Consider the following 26,639-nt stretch of genomic DNA (forward strand, 5'->3'; position numbering starts at 1 on the left):
ATGGTGCCGCGACCCCGTGGATCACCGGGCGCCGTCTCATTTCCCTGTTCAGTTCCTGGAACGCCCATGTCGTCGCGCCCGCGCGTCCCGGGGGCTCTCGCCGCCCTCGTCGCCCTCTTCACCGCCGGTTACCTGGCCCCGTACCTGCTGCCGACCGTCGTCGGCCGGCTCTCCGCCGGTCTCGCACTGTCGCCGGCGCAGGCGGGCCTGGTCGGCTCCGTGCTCCTGCTCGCCTCCTCGTGCGCGGGCTTCGCGCTCGCCGCGCGCGGGGAGCGGATCGGCCCCCGCACGGCGTCCCGCGCGGGCCTGCTCGCGATGGCCGTCGGATACGGCTCCGCCGCCGCGACCGGCATCGTGCCGCTGGTGGTGGCGGGCGCCGTCCTCGGCGGCCTCGGCTCGGGCACGGCGACGGCGGTGGCCGCCGCCGGGATCGCCGGGCAGTGGGACCCGCACCGGGCCGCGACGCTCGGGCTGCTGTCCGTCTCGGCGACGGCGGGCGCCCTCTACCTCACCCTCCCGCACCTGGCGGACGGCCACGCGCCCGCGCTGCTCGCCATCGCCTGCGCGGCGGCCCTGGTGTGGCCGCTGACCGGCCGGCTGCCGGGGCGCACGCGCGCGGTACGGGAGGCCCCGACGGTCTCCGGCCCGCTCCCCCACCGGCGGGCGGGGGTGGTGCTCGCGGCGGGCATCCTGTGCTGGTCCCTCGCGCAGAACGCGCTGTGGGGCGTGAGCGGCCGCATCGGGCTCACCCAGGCGGGGCTCTCCGAGGTGACCGTCGGCGCGGTCTTCGCCGCCGCCCTCGGCGCGGGCCTCGCCGGGGTCACGGCGGCGGGGGCGCTCGGCTCCCGCCTGGGCCGGGCCGTGCCCATCGGGGCGGGCACCGTCCTCATCGCGGGCTGCGTACTGCTCAGCTCGGCCGCCGAAGGCCTGGTCTCGTTCGCGACCGGCGAGATCCTGTGGAACGCCGTCTACCCGGTGGTCCTCTCGTACCTGCTCGGCCTGGCCGCCTCGCTCGACCCGCGCGGCCGCTGGGCCGTCCTGGTCGGCTCCGCGTCCTCGCTCGGCGTGGCGTGCGGCCCGGTGGCCGGGAGCCTGCTGTCGGAGAGCGCCGGATACCCGGGCATGGGCCTGGTCCTGTGCGCCCTGCTCGTCCTGGTCGCGCTCCCGATGACGGCGGTGGCCCGCCACGCGTCCGGCCGGCCGCTGGTCCCCGGCTCGGTGCGGCGCCGGGGCGGTGCGCCCGCGGCGGTCCTGGCGGGGAACGCCTCGGCGACCCCCGCCCTTGTCCCCCAGATGGGCGCCCCCGAGCAGGAGGTGGCGGCCATCGCCGTCCCCGCGGGCCGCCGTCGCCTCACGAAGGCGGCGTACCGGCTCGCCCGCCCCTCGGACCGGGGATAGCGCCCGGCGCGTGGGCGGGATGGCGGCCGCCGCGCGGGCCGGGCCCGCGGCCGTACCGGCTCCTACGCCTCGAACGCGTAGGCCTCCACCTCGGCGAGGTACCGCGCCCTGCGCTCCTCGTCGTCCTCCAGGAACGACGCGAGGAACGAGTTGCGGGCCAGCTCGCGGAGGTGCTCCGGCTCAAGGCCGAGCGTCTCCCGCACCGCGTCGAAGTTGTCGCCCACGTACCCGCCGAAGTACGCCGGGTCGTCCGAGTTCACGGTGACGAGGAGACCCGCCGTCATCATCGCCCGCAGCGGGTGGTCGGCGAGCGTGTCGATCGTGCGGAGCCGTACGTTCGACAGCGGGCAGAGGGTGAGCGGCACCCGCTCGCGGACGAGACGGTCGACCAGGTCCGCGTCCTCCATGCAGCGCAGGCCGTGGTCGACGCGCTCCACGCCGAGGACGTCGAGGGCCTCGCGGATGTACGCGGCGGGACCCTCCTCGCCCGCGTGGGCGACCTTGCGCAGACCGAGCGCCCCGGCGGCCTCGTACACCTCGCGGAACTTGGCCGGCGGGTGGCCGACCTCCGCCGAGTCGAGGCCGACTCCGGTGATCCGGTCCAGGTAGGGCTTGGCGGCGTCCAGGGTGGCGAGCGCCGATTCCGCGGACTCGTCGCGCAGGAAGCACATGATGAGCCGGGTGGAGATCCCGTACCGCTCCTCGGAGCGTTCGAGGGAGGCGCTCAGGCCCTCGATCACGGCGCCGATCGGGACACCGCGGGCGGTGTGCGCCTGCGGGTCGAAGAAGATCTCGGCGTGCCGGACGCCCTGCGCGGCGGCCCGCTCCAGATAGGCGTCGGCGAGCTCGGTGAAGTCCTCGGCGGTGCGCAGGACGGCCATCAGGCCGTAGTACAGGTCGAGGAAGGACTGCAGGTCGCTGAACCGGTACGCGCCGCGCAGCTCGTCGGTGTCCGCGTACGGCAGGGTGACGCCGTTGCGCGCGGCGAGCGCGAAGGCCAGCTCGGGTTCGAGGGTGCCTTCGATGTGGAGGTGCAGTTCGGCCTTGGGTACGGGCATGTTCACGTTCGTTTCGGTACGGGGACCCTCATGAGGTCCTGGGCAATGCTCAGTTCGCCGTCGAACCCGGCCGCCCGCGCCTGGAGCTCGAAGGCGGCCGGGTCGGAGTAGCGCTGCGAGAAGTGGGTGAGGACGAGGTGCCGCACCCCCGCGTCGCGGGCGACGGCGGCGGCCTGGCCGGCCGTCAGATGGCCGTGGTCGGTGGCGAGACGGAGGTCCTCGTCGAGGAAGGTCGACTCGATGACGAGCATGTCGGCGCCTTCGGCGAGGGTGTGCACGCCCTCGCAGAGCCGGGTGTCCATGACGAAGGCGAACCGCTGCCCGCGCCGTATCTCGCTGACCTCGTCGAGGGTCACGCCGTCCAGGACGCCGTCGCGCTGGATCCGGCCCACGTCGGGGCCCTTGATGCCGTGGGCGGCGAGCCGCTCGGGCAGGATGCGGCGCCCGTCGGGCTCGGTGAGGCGGTAGCCGTACGACTCGACGGGATGCGAGAGCCGGTACGCGTCGAGGGTGAACGTGTCGGTGACGGCGATCGGCCCGTCGGCGGCGACCGGCGACTCGGTCAGCTTCACCGTCTCGCGGTAGGCCGTCGCGTACCGCAGACGCTCGAAGAAGCGCTGTCCGCTCGCCGGGTAGTGCGCGGTGACCGGGTGCGGGACCTGGTCGAGGTTGATCCGCTGGATCACCCCGGCCAGGCCGAGCGAGTGGTCACCGTGGAAGTGCGTCACGCAGATCCGGTCGAGGTCGTGCGCGGCGACCCCGGCGCGCAGCATCTGCCGCTGGGTGCCCTCGCCGGGATCGAAGAGGATGCCCTGCCCGTCCCAGCGCAGCAGATAGCCGTTGTGGTTGCGGTGCCGGGTCGGGACCTGGCTGGCGGTTCCGAGGACGACCAGTTCGCGTACGGACACGGCTTAGCCGGGGGGCCAGTTGAGGCCGCGGCCGCCCAGCACGTGCGCGTGGGCGTGGAAAACGGTCTGTCCTGCGCCGGCGCCGGTGTTGAAGACGATCCGGAAGCCGCTGCCCTCGATCTTCTCCTGGGCGGCGATCTCACCGGCCTCGCGCAGCACGTCGGCGGCGACGGTCGGCGCGGCGGCGGCGAGCGACGCGGCGTCCGGGTAGTGGAGGCGCGGGATCACGAGCACGTGGGTGGGTGCCTGCGGGTTGATGTCGCGGAAGGCGACGGTGGTCTCCGTCTCGCGAACGATCGTCGCCGGCACCTCCCCTTCCGAGATCTTGCAGAACAGGCAGTCGCTCTGCGGCTCTCCGGCCATGGCCCGGGCCTCCTCGCCTCTGTCGATCGGTACGGCGTCCGTCGGTCGGACAGCGCCTGTCGGTCGGTACAACGGGAATGCTATCCGCCGGCACCGACGGGAACGCGTCCCCGGTCAGTCCTTCGGCGCGCGCCGGTTCAGGGCCGAGCGGCTCACCCAGTACGTGATGATCACGGCCCAGAACAGCGGCGTCCCGAGTCCGCCGACCGCTCCCGCGCCGAAGGACCACAGGGCCATCGTCACCACCGAGTAGAGCCCGAGGAGCCCCACGGCGGTGGCCATCGCGATCACCGGCCGGCAGGAACGCGCCACGAGGAGCAGGGGGCGGCGCAGCCGGGGCGGCACGCGGCGGCCCATCCACAGCACCCAGCCGCCCCAGGCCCCGAGGAGCACGGCCGCGCCGATCAGGAAGGGGACGACCGCCTCCGCGCCGGTGGCTCCGGTACGGACCGGGGAGGAGCCGAGCGCGGCGGCGACGAAGCCGAGCAGGGCCACCCAGCGGGCTCCGGCGACGGTGTTCCAGGCCATGGCCTCCAGGTTGTAGCGGGCCTTGCGGTCCTGGAGGTCGAGCGCGGCGGAGGCGACGAAGCCCTCGGCGGCCTGCGTCCATGCCCCGCGCCGGAACCAGCGGCGTCGCAGCCGCAGCAGCGACAGGTTGTTGTGGGCCTCGCTGCTCTGCGGGTTGAGCCGAAGCGTCGTCTCGTACGCCCGTTGCGCGGTGGCGTGGTCGCCCCGGCGCTGGGCGGTGAGCCCGACCAGGAAGTGGGCCGCGTCCTCCTCGGGGGCGAGGGCCACGGCGGCCCGCGCCGCCTCGTACGCCTCGACGGCACGCGCGGGCGTACGCGCGTGCTCCCCGAACTGGGCGAGGGCGGTCCCGAGGGCGTAGTGGGTGCCCCAGTACTGCGGGGCGAGGCGGACGGCGTACCGGGCGGACGTCTCGGCGTCCTGGAAGCGCCGCAGGCCCAGCAGGATCTGCACCCGCATCAGCCAGGCCATGAGCAGCTCGGGTTCGGCGGCGAGCGCCCGGTCCACGGCGGCGAGGGCGGCCGGGTGGTCCTCGGCGCGGTGGTGGCAGCGGGCCAGCAGGACGAGCGCCTCGGCGTCCTCCGGTTCGGTCGCCAGGTGCTGGGCGACGAGCCGGCCGGCCTGCGCGTACCGCCCGGTGTCGTAGAGGGCCTCGGCCCGCAGGAGGGCGGTCGGGGTGGCCGGGGTGGTCACAGCTTGCGCTTCCGCTTGAGGTGGGCGAGGAGGTCGTCGTACAGGCCGCCCTCGTTGGCGAACATGGCGACGTTCCGGGCGGCGGCGAACCACGGTTCCGTGGACGGCTTGATCTGCTTGGCCGCGCCGAGCAGGTCCTTGGTGGTGATGAGGCGTACGGAGCCGCTGCGGGCGGAGTCGAGGAGCGCGGCCTCGGCGGCGGTCTCGCAGACATGGGCGAGGTCGGCGCCGGAGAAGTCCTCGGTGGCCTTGACCAGCTTGCCGAGATCGACGGCCTCGATGGGGCGCTCGCGCAGGTGGTAGCGGAGGATCGACTCCCGGGCGGTGGCGTCCGGCGGGAGCACGAGCAGGGTGCGGTCGAGACGCCCGGGGCGGCGCAGCGCGATGTCCACGTCCCAGGGGACGTTGGTGGCGGCGAGCACGAAGACGCCTTCGTTGCCGGCGCCGCTCGCGATGCCGTCGAGCTCGGTGAGGAGCTGGTTGACGACGTTGCGCAGGCCGCTGTGGTGCGTACGGGAGCGCTTGGCTCCGAGGGCGTCCAGCTCGTCGAGGAAGACGACGCAGGGGGCCTGTCGGCGGGCGGTCTCGAAGATGTCGTGGATGTTCTTCTCGGAGGCCCCGATCCACATGTCGAGGACGTCGGAGAGCGAGACGGTGAGGAAGTTCGCGCCGAGTTCGCCCGCGACGGCCCGCGCGATGAAGGTCTTGCCGCAGCCGGGCGGGCCGTAGAGGAGCAGGCCGCCGCGGAGCGACTTGCCGTACAGGCGGCGCAGTTCGGGGTTGCGCATGGGGGCGAGGAAGGCGGCTTCGAGCCGGTCCTTGACCTCCTCCATGCCGCCGACGTCGGCGAGGCGTACGGAACCGGGCGCGTCGACGTCCCAGGCGGCGGCGCCCCCTGCCTGCCCCTCGCCGTCGGCGGCCTGCGGATCCTCCAGGAAGCGGGGTCCCACGAGGTCCTGGACCTGCTGCTCGGCGGCGTCCCAGTCGAATCCGTTCGTGGGTACGGTCGGCGCGGTCGGCGCGATGGGGTCGGCCGGCGGGGTGGGCGCGATCGGCGCGATGGGCTCGGCCGGCGTGGTGGGCGCGATCGGCGCGATGGGCTCGGCCGGCGTGGTGGGCGCGGTGGCTTGCGGCACCCCCATCGCCCGCATCATCAGGGCGCGCGCGTCCGCGTCCCCCGGCGCGTGCTGGAGCGCGACCGCCGCCTCCGCGACGGCCTCGTCGTTCCGCCCGTCGGACAGGAGGAGTTCGGCGAAGTGAAGACGCAGGGGTACGTCGCCGGGGGCGGCGGCCACGGCGGCGCGCAGACTGCGGATCAGGGGGGACTCGTCGGCCATGCGGCCACCCTAAGGAGCGTCGGGGGGCCGCTGTCCACCGGGTGCCGTGCGCTCGCCTGCGCTAGCTCCAGCGGCCCGTGCGGCCCAGGACCAGCGCCGTCGCCGCCGTACCCGCCGTGGAGGTCCGCAGCACGCTCCGGCCCAGCCGGTACGGCTTCGCCCCGGCCTCCTCGAACGCGGCGAGTTCCTGCGGCGAGACACCGCCCTCGGGGCCCACGATCAGCACGATCGAGCCCTTCTCCGGGAGTTCGGCGGTGGCGAGCGCGCCGCTCGGGTGGTCGCGGTCCTCGTGCAGGACCGCCGCGAAGTCGGCGCCCGCGAGAAGCGCGGCGACCTGCTTCGTCGTCATCAGGTCGGCGACCTCGGGGAACCGGGTGCGGCGCGACTGCTTGCCGGCCTCGCGCGCGGTGGACCGCCACTTGGCGAGCGCCTTCAGACCCCGGTCACCCTTCCACTGGGTGATGCAGCGGGAGGCGGCCCACGGCACGACGGCGTCCACCCCGGTCTCCGTCATCGTCTCGACGGCGACTTCGCCCCGGTCGCCCTTGGGCAGCGCCTGGACGACGGTGATCCGGGGCTCCTCCGCGGGGTCCTCGTACACGCCCGACACCTGCACGGTCAGCCGGTCCTTGCCCTCGGCGGTGAGCACCACGCAGTCGGCCCACCGGCCGCGGCCGTCGACGAGGACGAGGTCCTCACCGCCCTGAAGCCGCTTCACGGAGACGGCGTGCCGCCCTTCGGGCCCTTCGAGCACGAAGGTGCCGGCGCCGGGGACGGCGTCGACGACGAAGACGGGTGCGGTCATGAGGTGCTCCTGTGGGCGAAACCGGAGGTGTCGCAGAGGTCGGTGCGGGCGGTGTCGAGTTCGGCGGCCAGCACCTCGACCAGCTGTCCCGCGGGGAGTTCGCGGGCGAGCCGGTGGCCCTGGCCGGCCCACAGGGCCATGCCCTGGGCGTCGCCCGCGGTGGCGGCGGCCTTGCGGATCGGGGCGGTGAGGTGGTGGATCTCGGGGTAGGCGGCGGGGGCGTACGGCCCGTGCTCGCGCATGAAGCGGTTGACGAGGCCGCGCGCCGGGCGCCCGGAGAAGGCCCGGGTGAAGGCGGTCCTGGTGAACAGCGGGTCGGTCAGGGCCCGCTTGTGCAGCGGGTGGGCGCCCGACTCGGGGCAGCAGAGGAACGCGGTGCCGAGCTGGGCGGCGTCGGCCCCGGCGGCGAGGACGGCGGCGATCTGCGCGCCGCGCATGATCCCGCCGGTGGCGACGATCGGCAGCGCGACGCTCTCGCGGACCTGGGTGAGGAGGGCGAGCAGTCCGGTGCCCGGGGCGTCGTCGGCGGGGTCGTCGCGGTACGCGCCCTGGTGTCCGCCGGCCTCGACGCCCTGCACGCAGACCGCGTCGGCGCCGGCCCGCTGGGCGGTGAGGGCCTCGTCGGCGGAGGTGACCGTGAGGATCGTGTACGTGCCGACGCGGGCGAAGGAGGCGAGGACCTCGGGCTCGGGGCAGCCGAAGGTGAACGAGACGACGCGGACCGGGTCGTCCAGGAGGATGGCCAGCTTGGCGTCGTAGGCGTCGTCGCGGCCGTCGTCGGCCTCGCCGAGCGGGGTGTCGTACCAGGTGGCCTCGCCGGCGAGCTGGTGGCGGTAGACCTCGAGGGCGGCGGGGTCGGCGGGCCGCCCGGTCTGCGGCATGAAGAGGTTGACGCCGAAGGGGCGTGCGGTGAGCCCGCGTACCTGCTTGATCTCCTGGTACAGGCCTCCGGCCGTCTTGTAGCCGCCGGCCAGGAAGCCGAGCGCCCCGGCCTCGCAGACGGCTCCGACCAGTTCGGGACAGGAGGCGCCACCCGCCATGGGGGCCTGCACGATCGGAAACCGAGAGAGATCGTTCAGTGCGGTGGTGGACATATGGGCATCGTGCCATGCCCCTGCTTCGGCGCCGAATCCGTACGTCAGGTCAGGAAGGCGGCTCCCGGACTGTGCGCGCCGGTTCGGGAAAACGCGGAGGGGCGGGACGGCTCACCGCCGTCCCGCCCCTCCCACTTCGTTGTACTGACCGGGTCAGGTCCGCCCGTTGAAGGCGTCCTTCAGCCGCGAGAACAGCCCCTGCTGCCCCGGCTGGAACTGGCCGGTGGGCCGCTCCTCGCCGCGCAGCTTGGCCAGTTCGCGCAGGAGGCGCTCCTGCTCCGCGTCGAGCTTGCCCGGGGTCTGCACCTCGACGTGCACGATCAGGTCGCCCCGGCCGTTGCCGCGGAGGTGGGTGACGCCACGGCCGTGCAGCGGGATCGACTGGCCGGACTGGGTGCCCGGACGGATGTCGATCTCCTCGAGGCCGTCGAGGGTCTGCAGCTGCACCTTGGTGCCGAGCGCGGCCGCGGTCATCGGCAGGGTGACCGTGCAGTGCAGGTCGTCGCCGCGCCGCTGGAACATGTCGTGCGGGGTCTCGTGGATCTCGACGTACAGGTCGCCGGCGGGGCCGCCGCCGGGGCCGACCTCTCCCTCGCCCGCGAGCTGGATCCGGGTGCCGTTGTCGACACCGGCCGGGATCTTGACCGTGAGGGTGCGACGGGACCGGACCCGGCCGTCGCCCGCGCACTCGGGGCACGGGGTCGGGACGACGGTGCCGAAGCCCTGGCACTGCGGGCAGGGGCGCGAGGTCATGACCTGGCCGAGGAAGGACCGGGTGACCTGCGAGACCTCGCCGCGGCCGCGGCACATGTCACAGGTCTGCGCGGAGGTGCCGGGTGCGGCGCCCTCGCCCGAGCAGGTCGTACAGACGACCGCCGTGTCGACCTGGATGTCCTTGGTCGTGCCGAAGGCCGCCTCGTTGAGGTCGATCTCCAGACGGATCATGGCGTCCTGGCCGCGGCGGGTCCGCGAGCGCGGGCCGCGCTGCGAGGCCGTGCCGAAGAAGGCGTCCATGATGTCGGAGAAGTTGCCGAAGCCACCGGCCCCGAAGCCGCCCGCGCCGCCTCCGCCGGAGGCCGAGAGCGGGTCGCCGCCGAGGTCGTAGACCTGCTTCTTCTGCGGGTCCGAGAGGACCTCGTAGGCGGCGTTGATCTCCTTGAAGCGTTCCTGCGTCTTGGGATCGGGATTGACGTCCGGGTGCAGCTCGCGGGCGAGCCTCCGGAACGCCTTCTTGATCTCGTCCTGGGAAGCGTCGCGGCGCACGCCGAGTACGGCGTAGTAGTCCGTGGCCACTTACGACTCCGCCAGGATCTGTCCGACGTAACGTGCCACTGCGCGTACCGCTCCCATCGTTCCGGGGTAGTCCATGCGGGTCGGTCCGACCACGCCGAGTTTGGCGACTGCTTCGCCGCCCGAACCGTAGCCGACCGAGACGACGGACGTGGAGCTCAGCCCCTCGTGGGCGTTCTCGTGCCCGATGCGTACGGTCATGCCCGATTCCTTGGCCTCGCCCAGCAGCTTGAGGAGCACGACCTGCTCCTCCAGAGCTTCGAGGACGGGTCTGATCATCAGGGGGAAGTCGTGTCCGAAGCGGGTGAGATTGGCGGTGCCGCCGATCATCAGCCGCTCCTCGTGCTCCTCGACCAGGCTTTCGAGGAGGGTCGCGAGCACGGTCGTGACCGTGGCGCGGTCCTCGGTCTCCTCGAAGGACTCGGGGAGGTCCTGCACCAGCTGCGGCACGTCGGCGAACCGGCGGCCGACGACCCGGCTGTTGAGCCGGGCCCGCAGGTCGGCGAGCGAGGTCTCGCCGAAGGGCGCGGGGCAGTCGATGAGCCGCTGCTCGACGCGGCCGGTGTCCGTGATGAGCACCAGCATCAGGCGGGCGGGGGCCAGCGAGAGCAGCTCCACGTGCCGGACGGTCGAGCGGGTCAGCGAGGGGTACTGGACGACGGCGACCTGGCGGGTCAGCTGGGCGAGCAGCCGGACCGTGCGGCCGACGACGTCGTCGAGGTCCACCGCGCCGTCGAGGAAGTTGTGGATGGCCCGGCGCTCGGGCGTCGACAGCGGCTTGACGCCGGCGAGCCGGTCGACGAAGAGCCGGTAGCCCTTGTCGGTCGGAATGCGGCCGGCGCTGGTGTGGGGCTGGGCGATGAAGCCCTCCTCCTCCAGGACGGCCATGTCGTTGCGCACCGTGGCCGGCGAGACGCCGAGCTTGTGCCGCTCGGTGAGCGCCTTGGAGCCGACGGGCTCCTCCGTCCCGACGTAGTCCTGGACGATGGCGCGCAGCACCTCGAGTCTGCGTTCGCTGAGCATCGTGCGCACCTCCAGCTCTCGTCGTCGTTCCGGTTGCTCCGCATTTGGCACTCGCCCTGTTCGAGTGCCAGCGATCCCCCGGCCAGTGTACGGCGGCGGGCGTCGCTCCTGGCAAGGTGGCGGCGCTCCCACCGGTTAGCGTCGCCTCATGGACGTGGATTGGGAAGCGTACGGATGGGAGCGGCTCGCGGACGGGGTGGGCCGGCGACGGCTGCCCCGCTGGGACGCCACGGTCGGGCTGGTCCTGGGTGAACGGGCCGTACTGCTGTACGACACGGGCTCGTCGCTCGCGGAGGGCGCCGAGCTGCGGGCCCAGATCGCGGGGCTCACGAACGGCCGGGAAGTGACGCACATCGCACTCGGTCATCCCCATTTCGACCATGTGCTGGGCACGGCGGCGTTCGCGGACGCGGAGGTCTTCGGCGCGGTCGGCTCGGACGAGCTGCTCGGCCGGGTGCGGGACCGGGACGAGCTGCGCGGGGACGCGGTGCGGCACGGGCTGGACCCGGCGGCGGCCGCGGAGGCGGTGGACGCCCTGGTGGTCCCGCGGCACGTGGTCTCGGGCGAGTGGACGCTCGACCTGGGAGGCCGGCAGGTCCTCCTGGCGAACGTGGGCCCCGGTCACACGGGCCACGACCTGGTGCTCCTCGTGCCGGGCGAGCGGGAGGTGGTGTTCTGCGGCGACCTCGTCGAGGAGTCGGGCGAGCCGCAGGCCGGCCCGGACGCGATCCCCTCCCGCTGGCCGGACGCGCTCGACCGGCTGCTGCGGCTCGGCGGCGAGGAGGCGGTGTACGTGCCGGGGCACGGTGCCGTGGTGGACGCCACGTTCGTACGGGCACAGCGCGATGAACTGGCACACCGCTTCCACGTGACCTAACGTCACCGGAATGCGCAGCTACAACCCGGACCTGACGCCGTCCTGGAAGAAGCCGAAGCCCGTCCCGGAGATCCCGGCCGACCGCGACCTCGTCGTCGAGGAGGTCGCCACGGGCTTCTGCGGGGCGGTGATCCGCTGCGAGGCGGGCACGGTGACGCTGGAGGACCGCTTCGGCAAGCACCGGGTGTTCCCGATGGAACCGCGCGGCTTCCTCCTGGAGGGCCGGGTGGTGACTCTGGTCCGCCCGGTCGCGGCCCCCGCCCGCCCCACCCGTACGGCCTCGGGCTCGGTCGCGGTGCCGGGCGCACGCGCGCGCGTGGCGCGGGCCGGCCGGATCTACGTCGAGGGCCGCCACGACGCCGAGCTCGTGGAGCGGGTCTGGGGCGACGACCTGCGGATCGAGGGCGTGGTCGTGGAGTACCTGGAGGGCGTCGACGACCTGCCGTCGATCGTGGCGGACTTCGCCCCGGCGCCGGACGCGCGCCTGGGGGTCCTGGTGGACCACCTGGTCCCGGGTTCGAAGGAGTCGAGGATCGCCGCGCGGGTGACCTCCCCGGACGTCCTGGTCGTCGGCCACCCGTACATCGACATCTGGGAGGCGGTGAAGCCGTCCTCGGTGGGCATCCGGGCGTGGCCGCGGGTCCCCAGGGGCCAGGACTGGAAGACGGGCGTGTGCCGCGCGCTGGGCTGGCCGCACGACAACACGGGCGCGGCCTGGCAGCACATCCTGTCGAGGGTCACGTCGTACAAGGACCTGGAACCGGAACTCCTGGGCCGCGTGGAGGAACTGATCGACTTCGTGACGGCGCCGTAGGGGTCGGTCCTCTTCGGGGTCGGCTCCTTCGCCGGGATCACCCTCGCGGGACGGTGGTCCCACCGGTACCCGGGCCAGGTCGTCGCGGTCGGCGGTCCGCTGCTGATCGTCGGCCGGCCCGCCCTGGCCGTGCTGGCCGACAAGCCGGTAGCGCTGCTCACCCTCGTGTTCGTCCAGGGCATGGCGTCGTTCGCACTGGGCGGCACCCTGATCGCCCGGGTCCTCCGCGAGGCCGCGGGAGCCCTCACCATGGCCGGCTCCTACGCGACCGCGGCGCTCGACGTCGGGGCGGCCGCCGGACCGCTCGTCGCCGCCGTCGCCCTCAGGACCGGGGCGGGGACGCTCGGACCGCTGTGGGCGAGCGGCCTCCTCGTCCTGGGCGCACTGCTCATCGCCCTGCCGTCACGCGGGACGCTCTCGGCCCAGGAGGCCGGCGGCCCGCCTGCCCGGCAAGAGACCGCCTAGTCCACGAGGTCCCGCACGACCGCGTCGGCGAGCAGCCGCCCCCGCAAGGTCAGTACCGCCCGCCCGGCGGCGTACGGCCCGTCGTCGAGCAGTCCGTCGGCGAGGGCCTTGCGGGACGCCGCGAGGCCCGCCGGCTTGAGGAGGGACAGTTCGACGCCCTCCTTGAGCCGCAGTTCGAGGAGCACGCGCTCGACTCTCCGGTCCTCGTCGGAGAGCAGCTCCCGTCCGGCCCCCGGCGACTTCCCGGCGGCCAGCGCGGCGGCGTACGCACCGGGATGCTTCACGTTCCACCAGCGGACGCCGCCGACGTGGCTGTGGGCGCCGGGGCCGGCGCCCCACCAGTCGGCCCCACGCCAGTACAGCTCGTTGTGGAGGCAGCGCCCGGCCTCCGATGTGGCCCAGTTGGAGACCTCGTACCACTCGAAACCGGCCTCGGCGAGGACGGAGTCCGCGATCAGGTACCGGTCGGCGTGCACGTCGTCGTCGGTCATCGGCACCTCGCCGCGCCGGATGCGGCGCGCCAGCTGCGTACCCTCCTCGACGATCAGCGCGTAGGCGCTGACGTGGTCGGGTCCGGCGCCGATGGCCGCGTCGAGCGAGGCCCGCCAGTCGTCGTCGGACTCGCCGGGGGTGCCGTAGATCAGGTCGAGGTTGACGTGCTCGAACCCGGCCGCGCGCGCCTCCGCGACGCACGCCTCGGGGCGCCCGGGGGTGTGCGTCCGGTCGAGGATCTTCAGGACGTGCTGCTTGGCGCTCTGCATGCCGAAGGAGATCCGGTTGAAGCCCCCGGCCCGCAGCTCCGCCAGGTACGCCGGGTTCACGGACTCCGGGTTAGCCTCGGTCGTGATCTCGGCGTCGTCCGCGAGCCCGAACTCGTCGCGGATCGCCCCCAGCATCCGTACGAGGTCGCCGGCGGCGAGCAGCGTCGGCGTACCCCCGCCGACGAACACCGTCCGCACCGGCCTGGGGTCGTCCCCGAGCACCTTCCGGGCGAGCCGGATCTCGTCGGCGACCTGATCGGCGTAGTTGTCCCGGGAGGCCAGTACGCCCCCGGTCCCGCGCAGCTCGCTCGCCGTGTAGGTGTTGAAGTCGCAGTAGCCGCAGCGCGTCGCGCAGTACGGCACGTGCAGGTAGAACCCGAGCGGCCGCTCCCCTGCCCCTTCCAGGGCGTGCGGGGGCAGCGCCCCGTCGTCGGGAACGGTCTCACCATCGGGCAGTACGGAAGGCATGAGCCCCATTGTCCCGTACTGCCCGAGGTGAACGCCCGGCCTGTGGACAACCTCTCCACAGGGACGAGGGTCAGGACTCCCGGGACCCCGCGTACATCTCCTCGATGAGGTCCTTGTACTCGCGCTCGACGACCGGCCGCTTCAACTTCAGCGACGGCGTCAGCTCGCCGTGCTCGATGTCGAGGTCGCGCGGCAGCAGGCGGAACTTCTTGATCGTCTGCCAGCGCTGGAGGCCGGCGTTGAGGCGGTCGACGTAGCCCTGGATCATCGCCACGGTCTGCGGGGCGGCGACGATCTCGGCGTACGACTTGCCCGCGAGGTCGTGCTCGGAGGCCCAGCCGAGGAGGGAGGGCTCGTCGAGGGCGATCAGCGCGGTGCAGAAGTTCCGGTCGGCACCGTGGACGAGGATGTTCGAGACGAACGGGCAGACGGCCTTGAACTGGCCCTCGACCTCGGCCGGCGCGATGTACTTGCCGCCGGACGTCTTGATCAGGTCCTTCTTGCGGTCGGTGATCCGCAGGTAGCCGTCGGCGGACAGCTCGCCGATGTCACCGGTGTGGAACCAGCCGTCGGACTCCAGGACCTCGGCCGTCTTCTCGGGCAGGCCGTGGTAGCCCTCCATGATGCCGGGGCCGCGCAGCAGGATCTCGCCGTCGTCGGCGATCCGGACCTCGGTGCCGGGGAGCGGCTTGCCGACGGTGCCGGTGCGGTAGGCCTCACCCGGGTTGACGAAGGAGGCGGCGGAGGACTCGGTGAGTCCGTACCCCTCGAGGATGTGGATGCCCGCGCCGGCGAAGAAGTAGCCGATCTCGGGGGCGAGCGCGGCGGATCCGGAGATGCACGCGCGCAGGTTGCCGCCGAAGGCGTCTCGGATCTTGGCGTAGACGAGGGCGTCGGCGACCTTGTGCTTGGCCGTGAGGCCGAAGGGCGCGGAGGCGGTGCCGGTGCGGCGGAAGTTGTCCTGGGTCGCCTTGGCGTAGTCGCGGGAGACCCCGGCGGCCCACTGGAAGATCTTGTACTTGGCTCCGCCGGCCGCGCGGGCCTTGGCGGCGACGCCGTTGTAGACCTTCTCGAAGATGCGCGGCACGGCGGCCATGTAGGTCGGCTGGACCACCGGCAGGTTCTCGATGATCTTGTCGACCCGGCCGTCGACGGCGGTGACGTGCCCGACCTCGATCTGTCCCGAGGTGAGGACCTTGCCGAAGACGTGCGCGAGCGGCAGCCACAGGTACTGGACGTCGTCCTGGGTGACGAGACCGGTGGCGGCGATGGCCTTCGCCATGTACGACCAGTTGTCGTGCGGGAGGCGGACGCCCTTGGGGCGGCCGGTGGTGCCCGAGGTGTAGATGAGGGTCGCGAGCTGGGTCGAGGTGATCGCCGCGACCCGCTCCTTGACGGCCTCGGGGTGCTTCTCCAGGTACGCCTTGCCGCGCGCCTCCAGCTCGGCGAGGGAGAGGACGAACTCGCCGTCGCTCTCGACGCCGGTGGCGTCGATGACGACCACGTGGTGGAGGTTCGGCAGGTCGGCGCGGCGCTCCACGGCCTTGGCGAGCTGCGTCGCGTCCTCGGCGATGAGGACCTTCGACTCGGAGTCGGAGAGGATGAACGCCGACTCCTCCGCGTTGGTCTGCGGGTAGACCGTGGTGGTCGCGGCGCCGGCGCACATCACGCCGAGGTCGGCGAGGATCCACTCGACGCGGGTGGCGGAGGCCAGGGCGACGCGCTCCTCGGACTGCACGCCGAGGTCGGCGAGGCCGGCGGCGATGGAGTAGACCCGCTCGGCGGCCTGCCCCCAGCTGAGCGACTTCCAGTCGTCGGGACCGGTGCCGGAGGCGGCGGGCACCGGATAGCGGTAGGCCTCGGCGTCCGGAGTCCGCTCGACGCGCTCAAGGAAGAGGGCAGCCACGGAGGGCGGCCGGTTCTCGATCTGGGTCTGTGTGTCGCTCACGACGTCCTCCGGGCGGCGGCGGTGCCTTCTGGTGGTTCGTAAAACTAACTGGCGAGTAACCTTCGAGCCGGGATCAGAGTAAAGGCCCGGGGTCTGGCGCGTAAGGGTCTACAGGGCGTCGCTTCACGTCGCTTCAATAACGAACGAACCCGCGTACCGACGCGGAACGGGCCCACGCGCACTCTGCACGTGGACCCGTTCGTCGTCTGCCTCCGCGGCGACTACTTCTTCTTGCCTGAGGACTCGTCGCTCGACAGGACGGCGATGAAGGCCTCCTGCGGCACCTCCACCGAGCCGACCATCTTCATGCGCTTCTTGCCTTCCTTCTGCTTCTCGAGCAGCTTCCGCTTACGGGAGATGTCACCGCCGTAGCACTTGGCGAGGACGTCCTTGCGGATGGCGCGGATGGTCTCGCGGGCGATGACCCGGGAGCCGATCGCGGCCTGGATCGGCACCTCGAAGGCCTGCCGCGGGATGAGCTCGCGCAGCTTGGCGACGAGCCGCACACCGTAGGCGTACGCGGCGTCCTTGTGGGTGACGGCGGAGAACGCGTCGACCTTGTCGCCGTGCAGCAGGATGTCGACCTTGACCAGGCTGGAGGCCTGCTCGCCGGTGGGCTCGTAGTCGAGGGAGGCGTAACCGCGCGTCTTGGACTTCAGCTGGTCGAAGAAGTCGAAGACGATCTCCGCGAGGGGCAGGGTGTAGCGGATCTCGACCCGGTCCTCGGAGAGGTAGTCCATGCCGATCAGGGTGCCGCGACGGGTCTGGCACAGCTCCATGATCGCGCCGATGAACTCGCTCGGGGCCAGGATCGTGGCGCGTACGACGGGCTCGTACACGTCGTTGATCTTGCCCTCGGGGAACTCGCTCGGGTTCGTGACCGTGTGCTCGCTGCCGTCCTCCATGACGACGCGGTACACGACGTTCGGCGCGGTGGCGATGAGATCGAGCCCGAACTCGCGCTCCAGCCGCTCACGGATCACGTCGAGGTGGAGCAGCCCCAGGAAGCCGACGCGGAAGCCGAAGCCGAGCGCGGCGGAGGTCTCCGGCTCGTAGACGAGGGCGGCGTCGTTGAGCTGGAGCTTGTCGAGGGCCTCGCGGAGGTCCGGGTACTCCGAGCCGTCCAGCGGGTAGAGACCCGAGAACACCATCGGCTTCGGGTCCTTGTAGCCGCCGAGGGCCTCGGTGGCGCCCTTGTTCAGGGAGGTGATCGTGTCACCGACCTTGGACTGACGGACGTCCTTCACGCCGGTGATGATGTAGCCGACCTCGCCGACGCCGATGCCGTCGGCCGACGTCATCTCGGGGGACGAGACGCCGATCTCCAGGAGCTCGTGGGTGGCGCCGGTCGACATCATCTTGATGCGTTCGCGCTTGTTGAGCTGCCCGTCGACGACACGGACATAGGTCACCACGCCCCGGTACGAGTCGTACACGGAGTCGAAGATCATCGCGCGGGCGGGGGCGTCGGCGACACCGACGGGCGCCGGGACGTCGCGGACGACCCGGTCCAGCAGCGCGTCGACACCGACACCGGTCTTCGCCGAGACCTTGAGGACGTCCTCCGGCTGGCAGCCGATGAGGTTCGCGAGCTCCTCGGAGAACTTCTCCGGCTGGGCGGCCGGCAGGTCGATCTTGTTCAGGACCGGGACGATGGTGAGGTCGTTCTCCATCGCCAGGTACAGGTTGGCGAGGGTCTGCGCCTCGATGCCCTGGGCCGCGTCGACCAGCAGGACCGTGCCCTCACAGGCCGCGAGCGAACGCGAGACCTCGTACGTGAAGTCGACGTGCCCGGGGGTATCGATCATGTTCAGGATGTGCGTGGCGCCCTGGGTCGGCCCCTCGGTCGGCGCCCACGGCAGCCGGACCGCCTGGGACTTGATCGTGATGCCGCGCTCCCGCTCGATGTCCATCCGGTCGAGATACTGGGCACGCATCTGCCGCTGGTCGACCACACCGGTCAGCTGGAGCATCCGGTCGGCGAGCGTGGACTTGCCGTGGTCGATGTGCGCGATGATGCAGAAGTTGCGGATCAGAGCCGGGTCGGTACGGCTCGGCTCGGGCACGTTGGTAGGAGTCGCGGGCACGCAGGGTCTCGTCTCGGGGCGATGTCGGATCGATACGTAGGCTCCATGGTCCCATGCCCGTCGCCCTGCGCCTGGTTTGGGCGGGCGTGAGGGTGACTGATACTGTGGACAGCTGTGTCTCGTGCGCCCTCTCAGCCGCGAGTCACACTCCAGAAGGAACATCGAACCTGTAAAGGCTCTTTTCGTGGCGAACATCAAGTCCCAGATCAAGCGGAACAAGACGAACGAGAAGGCGCGCCTGCGCAACAAGGCCGTCAAGTCCTCGCTCAAGACCGCGATCCGCAAGGCCCGCGAGGCCGTCGCCGCGGGTGACGTCGAGAAGGCCGTCGTGGCCACTCGCGCCGCCTCCCGCGCGCTCGACAAGGCTGTCTCGAAGGGTGTCATCCACAAGAACGCCGCCGCCAACAAGAAGTCGGCGCTGGCCACCAAGGCTGCCGCTCTCCAGGGCTGAGCTCTGATGTAACCGGCCGTACGGGACCCAGCGGGCCCTCTCTCCCGCTCCCGCCCGGCCACCAGGACTCGCACGCGGACGCGTTCGCCACGCGGGTGCGAGCCCACCCAGCTTGTACGACGAAGGCCCCGCCGCTCCTTCCCCAGGAGCGACGGGGCCTTCGCCGCATCCCGCCCCGGGGGTCACGACGCGAAGCCGCCGCCGGACCGACGGGGTGCGGGGGCGGAACCCCCGGGAAACCCTCCGGCAGAGACCAGAGCACGCGCCGGGTCGACCCGGCGACGCGAAGCCGCCGCCAGACTGCACGGGAAGCAGGGCGGAACCCCCGAGAAGCCATCCGGCAGAGACCAGAGCACGCGCCGGGTCGACTCAGCGGCGCGAAGCCGCCGCCCGATCGCACGGGGTGCGGGGGCGGAGCCCCCGGGAAGAAACCTCAACCCCCACCAGCCCCCGGCAGGGTTTCGGGAAGGGGCGGGGTGGGGGAAAACGCCCCCTCACACCCCGCGCCGCATCCTCGCCGCCCGCGCCACCGCGACCACCGCCTTCTCCAGGGCGTACTCCGGGTCGTCCCCGCCGCCCTTCACCCCCGCGTCCGCCTCGGCGATCGCCCGCAGCGCCACCGACACCCCGTCCGGCGTCCAGCCCCGCATCTGCTGCCGCACCCGGTCGATCTTCCAGGGCGGCATGCCCAGCTCCCGCGCCAGGTCGGCGGGCCGGCCGCCTCTTGCCGAGGACAGCTTGCCGATCGCCCGCACGCCCTGGGCGAGCGCACTGGTGACGAGCACCGGCGCGACCCCGGTCGAGAGCGACCAGCGCAGGGCCTCGAGGGCCTCCGCCGTCCGCCCCTCGACCGCGCGGTCGGCGATGTTGAAGGAGGAAGCCTCGGCGCGGCCGGTGTAGTACCGCCCGACGACGGCCTCGTCGATCGTCCCGTCCACGTCGGACGTGAGCTGTGCGACCGCGGACGCGAGCTCCCGCAGATCGCTGCCGATCGAGTCCACGAGCGCCTGGCACGCCTCCGGCGTGGCCGCCCGCCCGAGCGCCCGGAACTCCTGCCGTACGAACGACAGCCGCTCCGCCGGCTTCGTCGTCTTCGGGCAGGCCACCTCCCGCGCCCCGGCCTTGCGCGCCGCGTCGAGCAGGCCCTTGCCCTTGGCGCCGCCCGCGTGCAGCAGGACCAGCGAGATGTCCTCGATCGGGTCGTCGAGGTAGGCCTTGACGTCCTTGATCGTGTCGGCGGAGAGATCCTGGGCGTTCCGCACGACGAGCACCTTGCGCTCGGCGAAGAGCGAGGGGCTGGTGAGCTCCACCAGCGAGCCGGGCTGGAGCTGCTCGGGCGCGAGGTCGCGCACGTCCGTGTCGGCGTCGGCGGCGCGGGCGGCCCGCACCACCTCCTGGACGACGCGGTCGAGGAGCAGGTCCTCCTGCCCCACGGCGAGCGTCACGGGGCCGAGGAGGTCGTCGGGGGAAGTCTTTCTGGTGGCCATCGCGATCCAGCATCCCACGGGCCACTGACAGCGATGCCCGAGAATGGCGGGGTGAGTGAACGACACGTACTGGTACTCCCCGACCGCGACGCCGCCGAGGAGGTCGCGGGCGAGCTCCCCGACCGTTTCGGCCTTGCCGAGGAACCGCAGCTCGTACGGGACGCCCTGGCCGGCGAGGACGACGCCGAGGACGCCCAGTGGCTGGTCGTCGTCGAGGATCCGGCGGGCCGTCTGGACCCGGCGGCGCTCGACGAGCTGGCCGCCGAGTACGAGGGCTGGCTGGAAGCCGAGTAACGCCCCCGTCAGCCCCGGTCCACCCCCTTGGGGACGATCTGGATGTCGAGGTCGATGCTGATGCTGGACCCGACGGCCGCGATGCCGCGCGCGAGGAGCGTCTGCCAGGTGAGGGTGAAGTCCTCCCGGTGCAGCTCGGTGGTGGCCCGGCAGGCGCACCGGGCCTCGCCTTCAAGACCGCTCCCGAGGCCGAGGTACTGGGTGTCGAGGGTGACCGTACGGCTCACTCCGTGCAGGGTGAGCGCCCCGGTGACGGCCCAGCGGGTGCCGCCCTTGTGCGTGAAGCGTTCGCTGAAGAACTCCAGCGTGGGGTAGGCGCCGACGTCGAGGAAGTCACCGGAGCGCAGGTGGTCGTCGCGCATCTGCACCCCGGTGTCGATGGAGGCCGCGTCGATGACGACGTGCATCGCCGAGTGCTCCATCCGGTCACCGATCCGCACCGCGCCGGCGAAGCTGTTGAAGCGGCCGTGGATCCGGGCGAGGCCTATGTGGCGTGCCGTGAAGCCGATCTGCGAATGCGAGGGGTCGATCTCCCAGTCGCCGGGTTCGGGGAGCTGGGGCTGCGGGGCGACCTGGAGCAGGACGTCGCCGAGGCCCGTGTGGCCGCCCTCGGTGACGACGGCGCTGCCGTGGTGCGGCGTGTAGCCCTCGGCCGTGACGGCGAGCCGGTACTCACCCGCCGGCACGGTCACCAGCGCCGTACCGTACGGGTCGGTCTCGCCGCCGAGCACCTTGCGGCCTGCGGCGTCACTGACGACGAACTCGGCCTGCCGGAGGGGTTCGTGCACGGGGTCGAGCACCCGGCAGCTCAGCACCCCCGCCGAGGCGGGGACGGCGACACCGGCGAGCGGGCCGCCTCGCGCGGCGCCCCCCGCGCGCTTCCCGAAAAGACGATCGAACATTCTTCACGCACCCCCGTGCGACTCGTTTACTGTGCAACGAAGCCGCATTCGATCATCATCGGCACGTTCGAGGCAAACCGGGCAACCGGCAGCAAGTGCGACCGAGGGCCCGAATCGGAATTCCCGCCCGCGAGGTCGCTGCCGGAGTCTTAGCCGACGGGTGCCGATTCCCCTTCCCTCGTGGGCAGTTCCCGCATCCGCGCCAGCGGGGAGGGCAGTACCCACAGCACGGCGAGGACGGCCCCCGCGGTGGCGATCCACAGCGTCGGACGGAGTCCGATCGTGGCGCCGAGCAGACCGCCGACGAGCGCGCCGATCGGGCGGAACCCGTGGTTGAGCGTCCGGAACGCGCCCATGACCCGAGCCCGGACGGCGTCCGGTATCAGCGCCATCTGGAACGATCCCGCGGCGATGTCCACGATCATCACCCCGACGCAGGAGAGGAACTCCGCCACGAACATCACGAAGACGACCAGCGGCAGCGGCCCGTCCGCCAGAGGCACCAGGAGCAGCGGCAGCGTGAATCCGAGGAAGCCGGTGACGAGCGAGCCCCCGATGCCGATCCGCCGGACGACCGCCCCGCTGAGCACCGCCCCGAGGAGACCGCCCACTGCTCCGGCTCCGAGTATCAGCCCGAGCAGGCCGGCGCTGATGCCGAGTTCGGTGGTCACGTAGAGCACGAAGAGGGTGTGGAACATGTAGTTGAAGAACTGGACCGTGCCGGAGGCGGCGAACAGCGCGCGCATCGACGGCTCCCGGACCAGCCAGCGCAGCCCCTCGGTGAAGTGGCCCTTGGCCACCGGGGCCGGCGGCGGCTCGACCGGCTTGATCCGGGCCAGGTACCCGGCCGACACCAGATAGGTGAGGGCGTCCGCGACCAGGGCGAAGGGCGCCGTGAGGAACTGCACGAGGAGGCCACCGATACCGGGCCCCGCCAGCCAAGCCGTCGAACGACTGCCATTGACCAGCGCGTTCGCCTGCACATATCGCTCGGTGGGGACGAGCGCCACGAAGAGCGTCGTGTTGCAGACCTCGAAGAGCACGGTGAGCGCTCCGATCCCGAAGGCCACCGCGTAGAGCTGGGTGAGCGTCAGCGCGTCGAGCATGTAGGCGACGGGCAGCGTCAGTACCAGTGCCGCCCGCCCGAGGTCGGCCGCGATCATGGCGCGCCTGCGGCTGGTCTGCCGGTCGGCCCAGGCGCCGAGCGGAAGGTTGAGCAGGAGGGCGGGCAGGAGTTCGGCGGCCTTGAGCCAGCCCATCGCCGCGGCGTCGGCCCCGAGGACGAGGACGGCCGCGAGCGGGATCGCCATCAGCGATATCTGGTCCCCGGCGAGGGAGACGGTCTGCCCGGTCCAGTAACGGCGGAAGGTCCGCTCGCGCAGCAGCGCCGGTACGCGTTCCACGAGGGCCACGCCACTCACTCCTTTTCGCTTTCGGGGGCGTCTTCGCTTTCGGGGGTGTCCTGATCCAGGTAGGCGATCCGCAGGACGATGACGGGCCGGGCGCCCTCCGGCCGGAGGGACGGGTCGGAGGCGCGCGCCTCGTAGGGCAGGAGCAGGGCGTCGATCCGTTCCCCGAGGCCGGCCAGCTCCTCCGGGGTGAGGTGGAGCAGCGAGTCGCCGAACTGCTCGGCCTCCCGCCACTCCTTCGGGAGCCGGTGCCGGTTCTCCATGGCGCGGGTGACCCGCTCGAAGTACCGCTCGGCGATGGCGGCACTCAGCGCGTCGGCCGCCTGCGAGACCGCCTCGTCCTCGCTGTACTCGGGCCATTCGGTGTACCGGGCCGTCGCCCGCCAGGGCTTCTCCCGGCCACGGCCGCCCGGCGCCTCCTCCACGAGCCCGTACTTGGCGAGTATCCGCAGGTGGTAGGAGCAGCTGGCCACGGACTCCCCGGTCAGCTGGGCCGCCCGGGTGGCGGTGAACGGCCCGTTGGCGCGCAGCAGCCCCACCAGGGTCATCCGAAGGGGATGGGCGTAGGCCCGCAGGGCGCGCGGGTCGGTGAGTCGGATACTGCGGGGCTGCTCGTCCGCGGGTTGCGGGTCACTGATCTCCGGCATGATGAAAAGGTATCTTTAGAAAGACTCCTTTACAAGCACTTCTCTACAAGCGCTCTCGCGCGCTCCCTCCCACACGTGCGCTCCTTCCCGCCGCCCTCACCCTCCCCTCGGTACGGCCACCAGCCCCCTCCCCGCCCCCACCACCGCGATCGCCCCGTCCTCGTCGGTCCGCAGCACCCGCGCCCCACCGGCTCGCAACGACTCCAGCGTCCGGGGCGACGGGTGTCCGTACGGGTTCTCCCGCCCCGCCGAGACCAGCGCGAGCCGCGGCCGCACGGCCCGTATCAGTCCCGGGTCCTGGTGGGCGGAACCGTGATGGGCCACCTTCAGGACGTCCACCGGCGCAAGCTCCGGATGGGCCCGCAGCAACGCCCGTTGGGCCGGCGGTTCCAGATCGCCGAGCAGCAACAGAGTCAGCCCTCCGGCGGTCCGGACGAGCAGGGTGACACTGGCGTCGTTCGGCCCTCCGGCCGATTCCCCGTGACCGGCCGACGCCCCGGAACCCGCCGCTCCTCCGGCACCCTCCGAACCCTCCACACCAGCCGCACCCGTCATGGGCCAGAGCACTCGCCATTCCAGCGTCCCGGCCCGCCGCCGCTCCCCTGGCCCCGCCCGGATCAGCGGCACACCCGCAGCGGCGGCCGTCCGCCGGACGAACGCGACCTGCGCGGGCGGCTCTTCGAGCCACGTCGCCTGGATCGCCCCCACCGACCGCCCCCGCAGCACCCCGGGAAGACCGGCCACATGGTCCGCGTGGAAGTGGGTCAACACCAGCAACGACACCCGCCGCACACCGAGTTCACGCAGACAGCGATCAACCGGTACGGGGTCGGGACCCGCGTCCACCACGACGGCCGCGTCCCCGCCCGCCGCCAGCACCGTCGCATCCCCCTGCCCCACCTGACACATCGCGAACACCCAGCCGGGCGGCGGCCATCCCGTGACCCACCGGGCCAGCGGCACCGGTCGCACCACCACCAGCAGAAGCAGGAGGACGACGAGCGCACCGACCGGCCCCCGATGCGGCAGCCTGCGCACCCCGAGCACCACAAGGGCCGTCAGCAGCGCGAGGGCGAGGCCGCCCCACCACCCGCCGGGCCACGCCAGCTCCGCCCCCGGCAGGGAAGCCCCGGTACGGGCCACCCGCGCGATCCACCCGGCCGGCCACCCGGCCACCCACGCCAGCCCCTCCGCGGCCGGCGCCCACGCGGGTGCGACAGCCAGCGCGGCGAAGCCGAACACCGTCGCGGGCGCCACCGCGAGCTCGGCGAACAGATTCGCCGGGATGGCGACCAGACTCACCCGGGCCGCGAACACGACGACGACCGGTGCGCACACCGCCTGCGCCGCCAAGGACGCCGCGAGCGCCTCCGCCAGCCTGTCCGGTACGCGGCGCCGTCGCAGCGCCTCGCCCCACCGTGGGGCGACCGTGAGTAGGGCGCCGGTGGCCAGGACCGAGAGAAGGAATCCGTAACTCCTCGCGAGCCAGGGGTCGTAGAGCACCAGGACCAGCACGGCGGCGGCCAGCGCGGGGATCAGCGATCTCCTGCGGCCCGTCCCGATCGCGAGGAGCACGACGAGCCCGCAGGCCGCGGCACGCAGCACGCTCGGATCGGGCCGGCAGACGACCACGAAGGCCAGCGTCAGCGCTCCCCCGGCCAGCGCCGTGACCCGCAGCGACATCCCCAGCCGGGGTGCGAGCCCACCGCGCTCGGTCTGATGCGCCCGCCCGGGACGCCCGACGAGAAGGAGCAGGACGATGGAGAGGTTGCTGCCGGAGACGGCCAGAAGATGAGTGAGATCGGTGGCCTCGAAGGCGTCCCGCAGCTCGGGCCCCACCCTGGACGTGTCCCCGACCACCAGGCCGGGCAACAGGGCCCTGGCGTCCGGGGCGAGCCCCTCGGTCGCCCGGCGCAGCCCGGCCCGGAGCTCCCCCGCCGTCCGCTGCAGCGTGCTCGGAGGTCCGAGGACGCGAGGCGGTCCCGCCCCGTCGACCTTGAGCACCGCCGCGAAGGGATCGCCGGGGCGGAAGGGCGGCGTGAGCCGAGCGCCCACGCCCAGCCGGGTGGAGGGCAGGAGCCGCAGCCACTCCTCCCGGCCCCCACCCGGCGGAACGACGAGCAGAACCGGCGCCCTGGTCCGGTGGACCGTGCCGTCCGGCCGCTCGACCCGGGTCACCTCGCCGTCCAGGACCACGGAGACCGGCACCGTCGCACTGCCCCGCACCCGGGGCCGGGTGAGCCGGGGATCGGAGGTCACCGTCACCTCCAGCCGCGCCCGCGCGTCCTCCCGGGCCAGGGCCGGTACGGGGCCGCGCCGCAGGTCCGCCGTATGCAACCCCGCCGAGGTGGCCCCTGCCGCGGCACACAGCAGGACCCCCGCACAGGCGGTCGTCCACAACCGCCGGCCGGACAGGCCCCGAACGGCCCGCGTGCCGCGGAGCCACCGGGCCGAGACCGGTGCCAGCAGAACGGCGGCTCCCGCCACACAGGCTCCGACAACCACCACCGTCCACCACCCGCTGACGCCCACCGCCCAGGCCGCCGCCCCCCAGGCCGCCACCGCGAGCGGGACGAGCCGCAGATCGGTCGGCCCCTCCGCCCACGGAGGCGCCCCGGCCCCCGACTCCCCAGCCCTCCCCTCCTCCGTCCCCCGCTGCTCGGTCGCGCTCTCCTCTGCCGCGCTCTCCTCTGCCGCCGTCGTCCCCCGGCTCACGGCCGGACCAGCGGTTCGAGGTCGGCGAACCTGCGCTCACCGATGCCGTTGACCTCCCGCAGCTCCCCGACCGACCGGAACCCACCGTGCTCCGTGCGATGGTCGACGATGTGCCGGGCGAGGACCGGTCCGACGCCGGGAAGCGTGTCGAGCTGCTCCACCGTCGCCGTGTTGAGGCTCAGCACCACCGTCGGCCCACCACCACCGCTTCCGCTCCCGACACCGGAGCCGGCGACCGGCGTCCCCGGCAGGCCGACGAGAACCTGCTCACCGTCGAACAGCACACGGGCCCGGTTGAGCCCGGTCAGATCGGCCTCCGGCTTCGCCCCACCCGCGGCACGCAAGGCATCCGCCACACGCGACCCCGCGGGCAGAGTCAGCACCCCCGGCCTGCGCACCTTGCCGCCGACGTCGACGATCACCCTGGACCCGCCCGCCGCGGGCCGCGCCATCGACCCCGCCACCGGCCCCTCTGGTGCCGCGGGCGCGGCCGCGGCGGGGGCGGCCCGGACCAGTTCGGGAGCGCGCACCGGTTCCGGCCGTCCCGTCCAGAAGTAACCGCCCGCGAGACCCGCCGCCACGAGCAGGACCACCGTCAGTGCGGCCAGCGCCCTCGGCTCGAGCCCGAACCGCGTCTGCGCCCACACCGGCGTCCGCTCGCGCAGCACCGTCGCCCACCGCTCCCGCATCCCGGGCGGGGATCCCCTCTCCAGCGCCTCAGGAGCCTTCGGACCACCCTGTACCCCCGGATCAGGGTCGGGAGCCACCCCCTCCAGCGCCCCGGCCCGTCCCACCGGCGCCCCCGCCACCCCCGCCGGCG

The 26,639-nt window shown here is 72.7% G+C and carries 23 protein-coding genes and 1 pseudogene; 6 read left to right on the forward strand and 18 right to left on the reverse strand.

The annotated features are described in order from the left end of the window. Positions 1-66: 66 nt before the first annotated feature. On the forward strand, positions 67-1,398 hold the full coding sequence (locus IO20_RS0106740; RefSeq protein ID WP_030550417.1) for an MFS transporter: 1,332 nt from the start codon (positions 67-69) through the stop codon (positions 1,396-1,398). 62 nt (positions 1,399-1,460) lie between these two features. On the opposite strand, the gene IO20_RS0106745 is transcribed toward IO20_RS0106740, so the two are convergent. The 9 genes from IO20_RS0106745 to hrcA all read right to left on the reverse strand — a co-directional run bounded on the left by IO20_RS0106745 (position 1,461) and on the right by hrcA (position 10,494). Then, complete coding sequence (locus tag IO20_RS0106745; RefSeq protein WP_030550419.1) at positions 1,461-2,456, reverse strand: adenosine deaminase; 996 nt, start codon at positions 2,454-2,456, stop codon at positions 1,461-1,463. A 2-nt stretch (positions 2,457-2,458) separates the two neighbouring features. Then, the gene (locus IO20_RS0106750; RefSeq protein WP_030550421.1) at positions 2,459-3,364 is read right to left on the reverse strand and encodes a ribonuclease Z; all 906 of its coding nucleotides are present in this window, start codon (positions 3,362-3,364) and stop codon (positions 2,459-2,461) included. A 3-nt stretch (positions 3,365-3,367) separates the two neighbouring features. Next, positions 3,368-3,727, reverse strand: coding sequence for a histidine triad nucleotide-binding protein (locus IO20_RS0106755; protein WP_030217428.1), 360 nt, complete (start codon positions 3,725-3,727; stop codon positions 3,368-3,370). 114 nt (positions 3,728-3,841) lie between these two features. Further along, on the reverse strand, positions 3,842-4,945 hold the full coding sequence (locus IO20_RS0106760) for a tetratricopeptide repeat protein (protein ID WP_030550423.1): 1,104 nt from the start codon (positions 4,943-4,945) through the stop codon (positions 3,842-3,844). Next, complete coding sequence (locus IO20_RS0106765) at positions 4,942-6,282, reverse strand: ATP-binding protein (RefSeq protein ID WP_030550425.1); 1,341 nt, start codon at positions 6,280-6,282, stop codon at positions 4,942-4,944. Before IO20_RS0106765 ends, IO20_RS0106760 begins: the two co-directional genes overlap by 4 nt. A gap of 61 nt (positions 6,283-6,343) precedes the next feature. Continuing rightward, positions 6,344-7,087: a 16S rRNA (uracil(1498)-N(3))-methyltransferase gene (locus tag IO20_RS0106770; RefSeq protein ID WP_030550427.1), complete on the reverse strand. Its 744-nt coding sequence runs from the start codon at positions 7,085-7,087 to the stop codon at positions 6,344-6,346. Then, the gene (locus tag IO20_RS0106775; protein ID WP_030550429.1) at positions 7,084-8,181 is read right to left on the reverse strand and encodes a nitronate monooxygenase; all 1,098 of its coding nucleotides are present in this window, start codon (positions 8,179-8,181) and stop codon (positions 7,084-7,086) included. Before IO20_RS0106775 ends, IO20_RS0106770 begins: the two co-directional genes overlap by 4 nt. Before the next feature lie 153 nt (positions 8,182-8,334). Then, entirely contained in the window at positions 8,335-9,474 is a 1,140-nt protein-coding gene (gene dnaJ / locus IO20_RS0106780; protein WP_030217440.1) for a molecular chaperone DnaJ, read from the reverse strand. Then, complete coding sequence (hrcA, locus tag IO20_RS0106785) at positions 9,475-10,494, reverse strand: heat-inducible transcriptional repressor HrcA (protein ID WP_030217447.1); 1,020 nt, start codon at positions 10,492-10,494, stop codon at positions 9,475-9,477. A 148-nt stretch (positions 10,495-10,642) separates the two neighbouring features. On the opposite strand from hrcA, the gene IO20_RS0106790 reads away from it, so the two are divergent. From IO20_RS0106790 to IO20_RS0106800, 3 genes and pseudogenes are all read left to right on the forward strand, one after another. Beyond that, positions 10,643-11,371, forward strand: a complete 729-nt coding sequence (locus IO20_RS0106790; RefSeq protein ID WP_030550431.1) for an MBL fold metallo-hydrolase — start codon at positions 10,643-10,645, stop codon at positions 11,369-11,371. Positions 11,372-11,381: 10 nt separating this feature from the next. Continuing rightward, positions 11,382-12,185: a DUF3097 domain-containing protein gene (locus tag IO20_RS0106795; protein ID WP_030550433.1), complete on the forward strand. Its 804-nt coding sequence runs from the start codon at positions 11,382-11,384 to the stop codon at positions 12,183-12,185. 6 nt (positions 12,186-12,191) lie between these two features. Next, positions 12,192-12,650 (forward strand): annotated as a pseudogene (locus IO20_RS0106800) (MFS transporter); the annotation flags it as partial. Here IO20_RS0106800 and hemW read toward each other — a convergent pair. The 3 genes from hemW to lepA form a co-directional block, all read right to left on the reverse strand. Next, the gene (hemW, locus tag IO20_RS0106805; protein ID WP_030550437.1) at positions 12,647-13,888 is read right to left on the reverse strand and encodes a radical SAM family heme chaperone HemW; all 1,242 of its coding nucleotides are present in this window, start codon (positions 13,886-13,888) and stop codon (positions 12,647-12,649) included. The pseudogene IO20_RS0106800 and the gene hemW overlap by 4 nt on opposite strands. A 61-nt stretch (positions 13,889-13,949) precedes the next feature. Beyond that, positions 13,950-15,827, reverse strand: a complete 1,878-nt coding sequence (locus IO20_RS0106810) for an AMP-dependent synthetase/ligase (protein ID WP_030550439.1) — start codon at positions 15,825-15,827, stop codon at positions 13,950-13,952. Between the two features lie 221 nt (positions 15,828-16,048). Next, positions 16,049-17,914, reverse strand: a complete 1,866-nt coding sequence (gene lepA, locus IO20_RS0106815) for a translation elongation factor 4 (protein ID WP_030550441.1) — start codon at positions 17,912-17,914, stop codon at positions 16,049-16,051. A gap of 184 nt (positions 17,915-18,098) precedes the next feature. Here lepA and rpsT point away from each other — a divergent pair, with 184 nt between their 5' ends. Beyond that, positions 18,099-18,365, forward strand: a complete 267-nt coding sequence (gene rpsT, locus IO20_RS0106820; RefSeq protein ID WP_030217470.1) for a 30S ribosomal protein S20 — start codon at positions 18,099-18,101, stop codon at positions 18,363-18,365. Between the two features lie 494 nt (positions 18,366-18,859). Here the strand turns inward: rpsT and holA are convergent, their stop codons facing one another. Continuing rightward, entirely contained in the window at positions 18,860-19,852 is a 993-nt protein-coding gene (gene holA / locus IO20_RS0106825; protein WP_030550443.1) for a DNA polymerase III subunit delta, read from the reverse strand. A 33-nt stretch (positions 19,853-19,885) separates the two neighbouring features. Between holA and IO20_RS0106830 the strand changes: the two genes are divergently transcribed. Continuing rightward, on the forward strand, positions 19,886-20,146 hold the full coding sequence (locus IO20_RS0106830; RefSeq protein ID WP_397792990.1) for a hypothetical protein: 261 nt from the start codon (positions 19,886-19,888) through the stop codon (positions 20,144-20,146). Positions 20,147-20,154: 8 nt separating this feature from the next. Here the strand turns inward: IO20_RS0106830 and IO20_RS0106835 are convergent, their stop codons facing one another. The 5 genes from IO20_RS0106835 to IO20_RS0106855 all read right to left on the reverse strand — a co-directional run bounded on the left by IO20_RS0106835 (position 20,155) and on the right by IO20_RS0106855 (position 26,508). Then, the gene (locus IO20_RS0106835; protein WP_030550447.1) at positions 20,155-21,048 is read right to left on the reverse strand and encodes a YceI family protein; all 894 of its coding nucleotides are present in this window, start codon (positions 21,046-21,048) and stop codon (positions 20,155-20,157) included. Between the two features lie 149 nt (positions 21,049-21,197). Next, positions 21,198-22,460, reverse strand: coding sequence for an MFS transporter (locus tag IO20_RS0106840; RefSeq protein WP_037634791.1), 1,263 nt, complete (start codon positions 22,458-22,460; stop codon positions 21,198-21,200). A gap of 5 nt (positions 22,461-22,465) precedes the next feature. After that, positions 22,466-23,104: a winged helix-turn-helix domain-containing protein gene (locus tag IO20_RS0106845; RefSeq protein ID WP_051874487.1), complete on the reverse strand. Its 639-nt coding sequence runs from the start codon at positions 23,102-23,104 to the stop codon at positions 22,466-22,468. Positions 23,105-23,200: 96 nt separating this feature from the next. Then, positions 23,201-25,819 carry a ComEC/Rec2 family competence protein gene (locus IO20_RS0106850; RefSeq protein WP_078946009.1) on the reverse strand — a complete coding sequence of 873 codons (2,619 nt, stop codon included), beginning with the start codon at positions 25,817-25,819 and terminating at the stop codon, positions 23,201-23,203. Next, positions 25,816-26,508, reverse strand: a complete 693-nt coding sequence (locus IO20_RS0106855) for a helix-hairpin-helix domain-containing protein (protein WP_030550455.1) — start codon at positions 26,506-26,508, stop codon at positions 25,816-25,818. The genes IO20_RS0106850 and IO20_RS0106855 overlap by 4 nt, the downstream gene beginning before the upstream one ends. Positions 26,509-26,639: the final 131 nt, after the last annotated feature.

Origin of the sequence: Streptomyces exfoliatus, from assembly GCF_000725545.1 — a bacterium.
Taxonomy (GTDB): Bacteria; Actinomycetota; Actinomycetes; order Streptomycetales; family Streptomycetaceae; genus Streptomyces; species Streptomyces exfoliatus.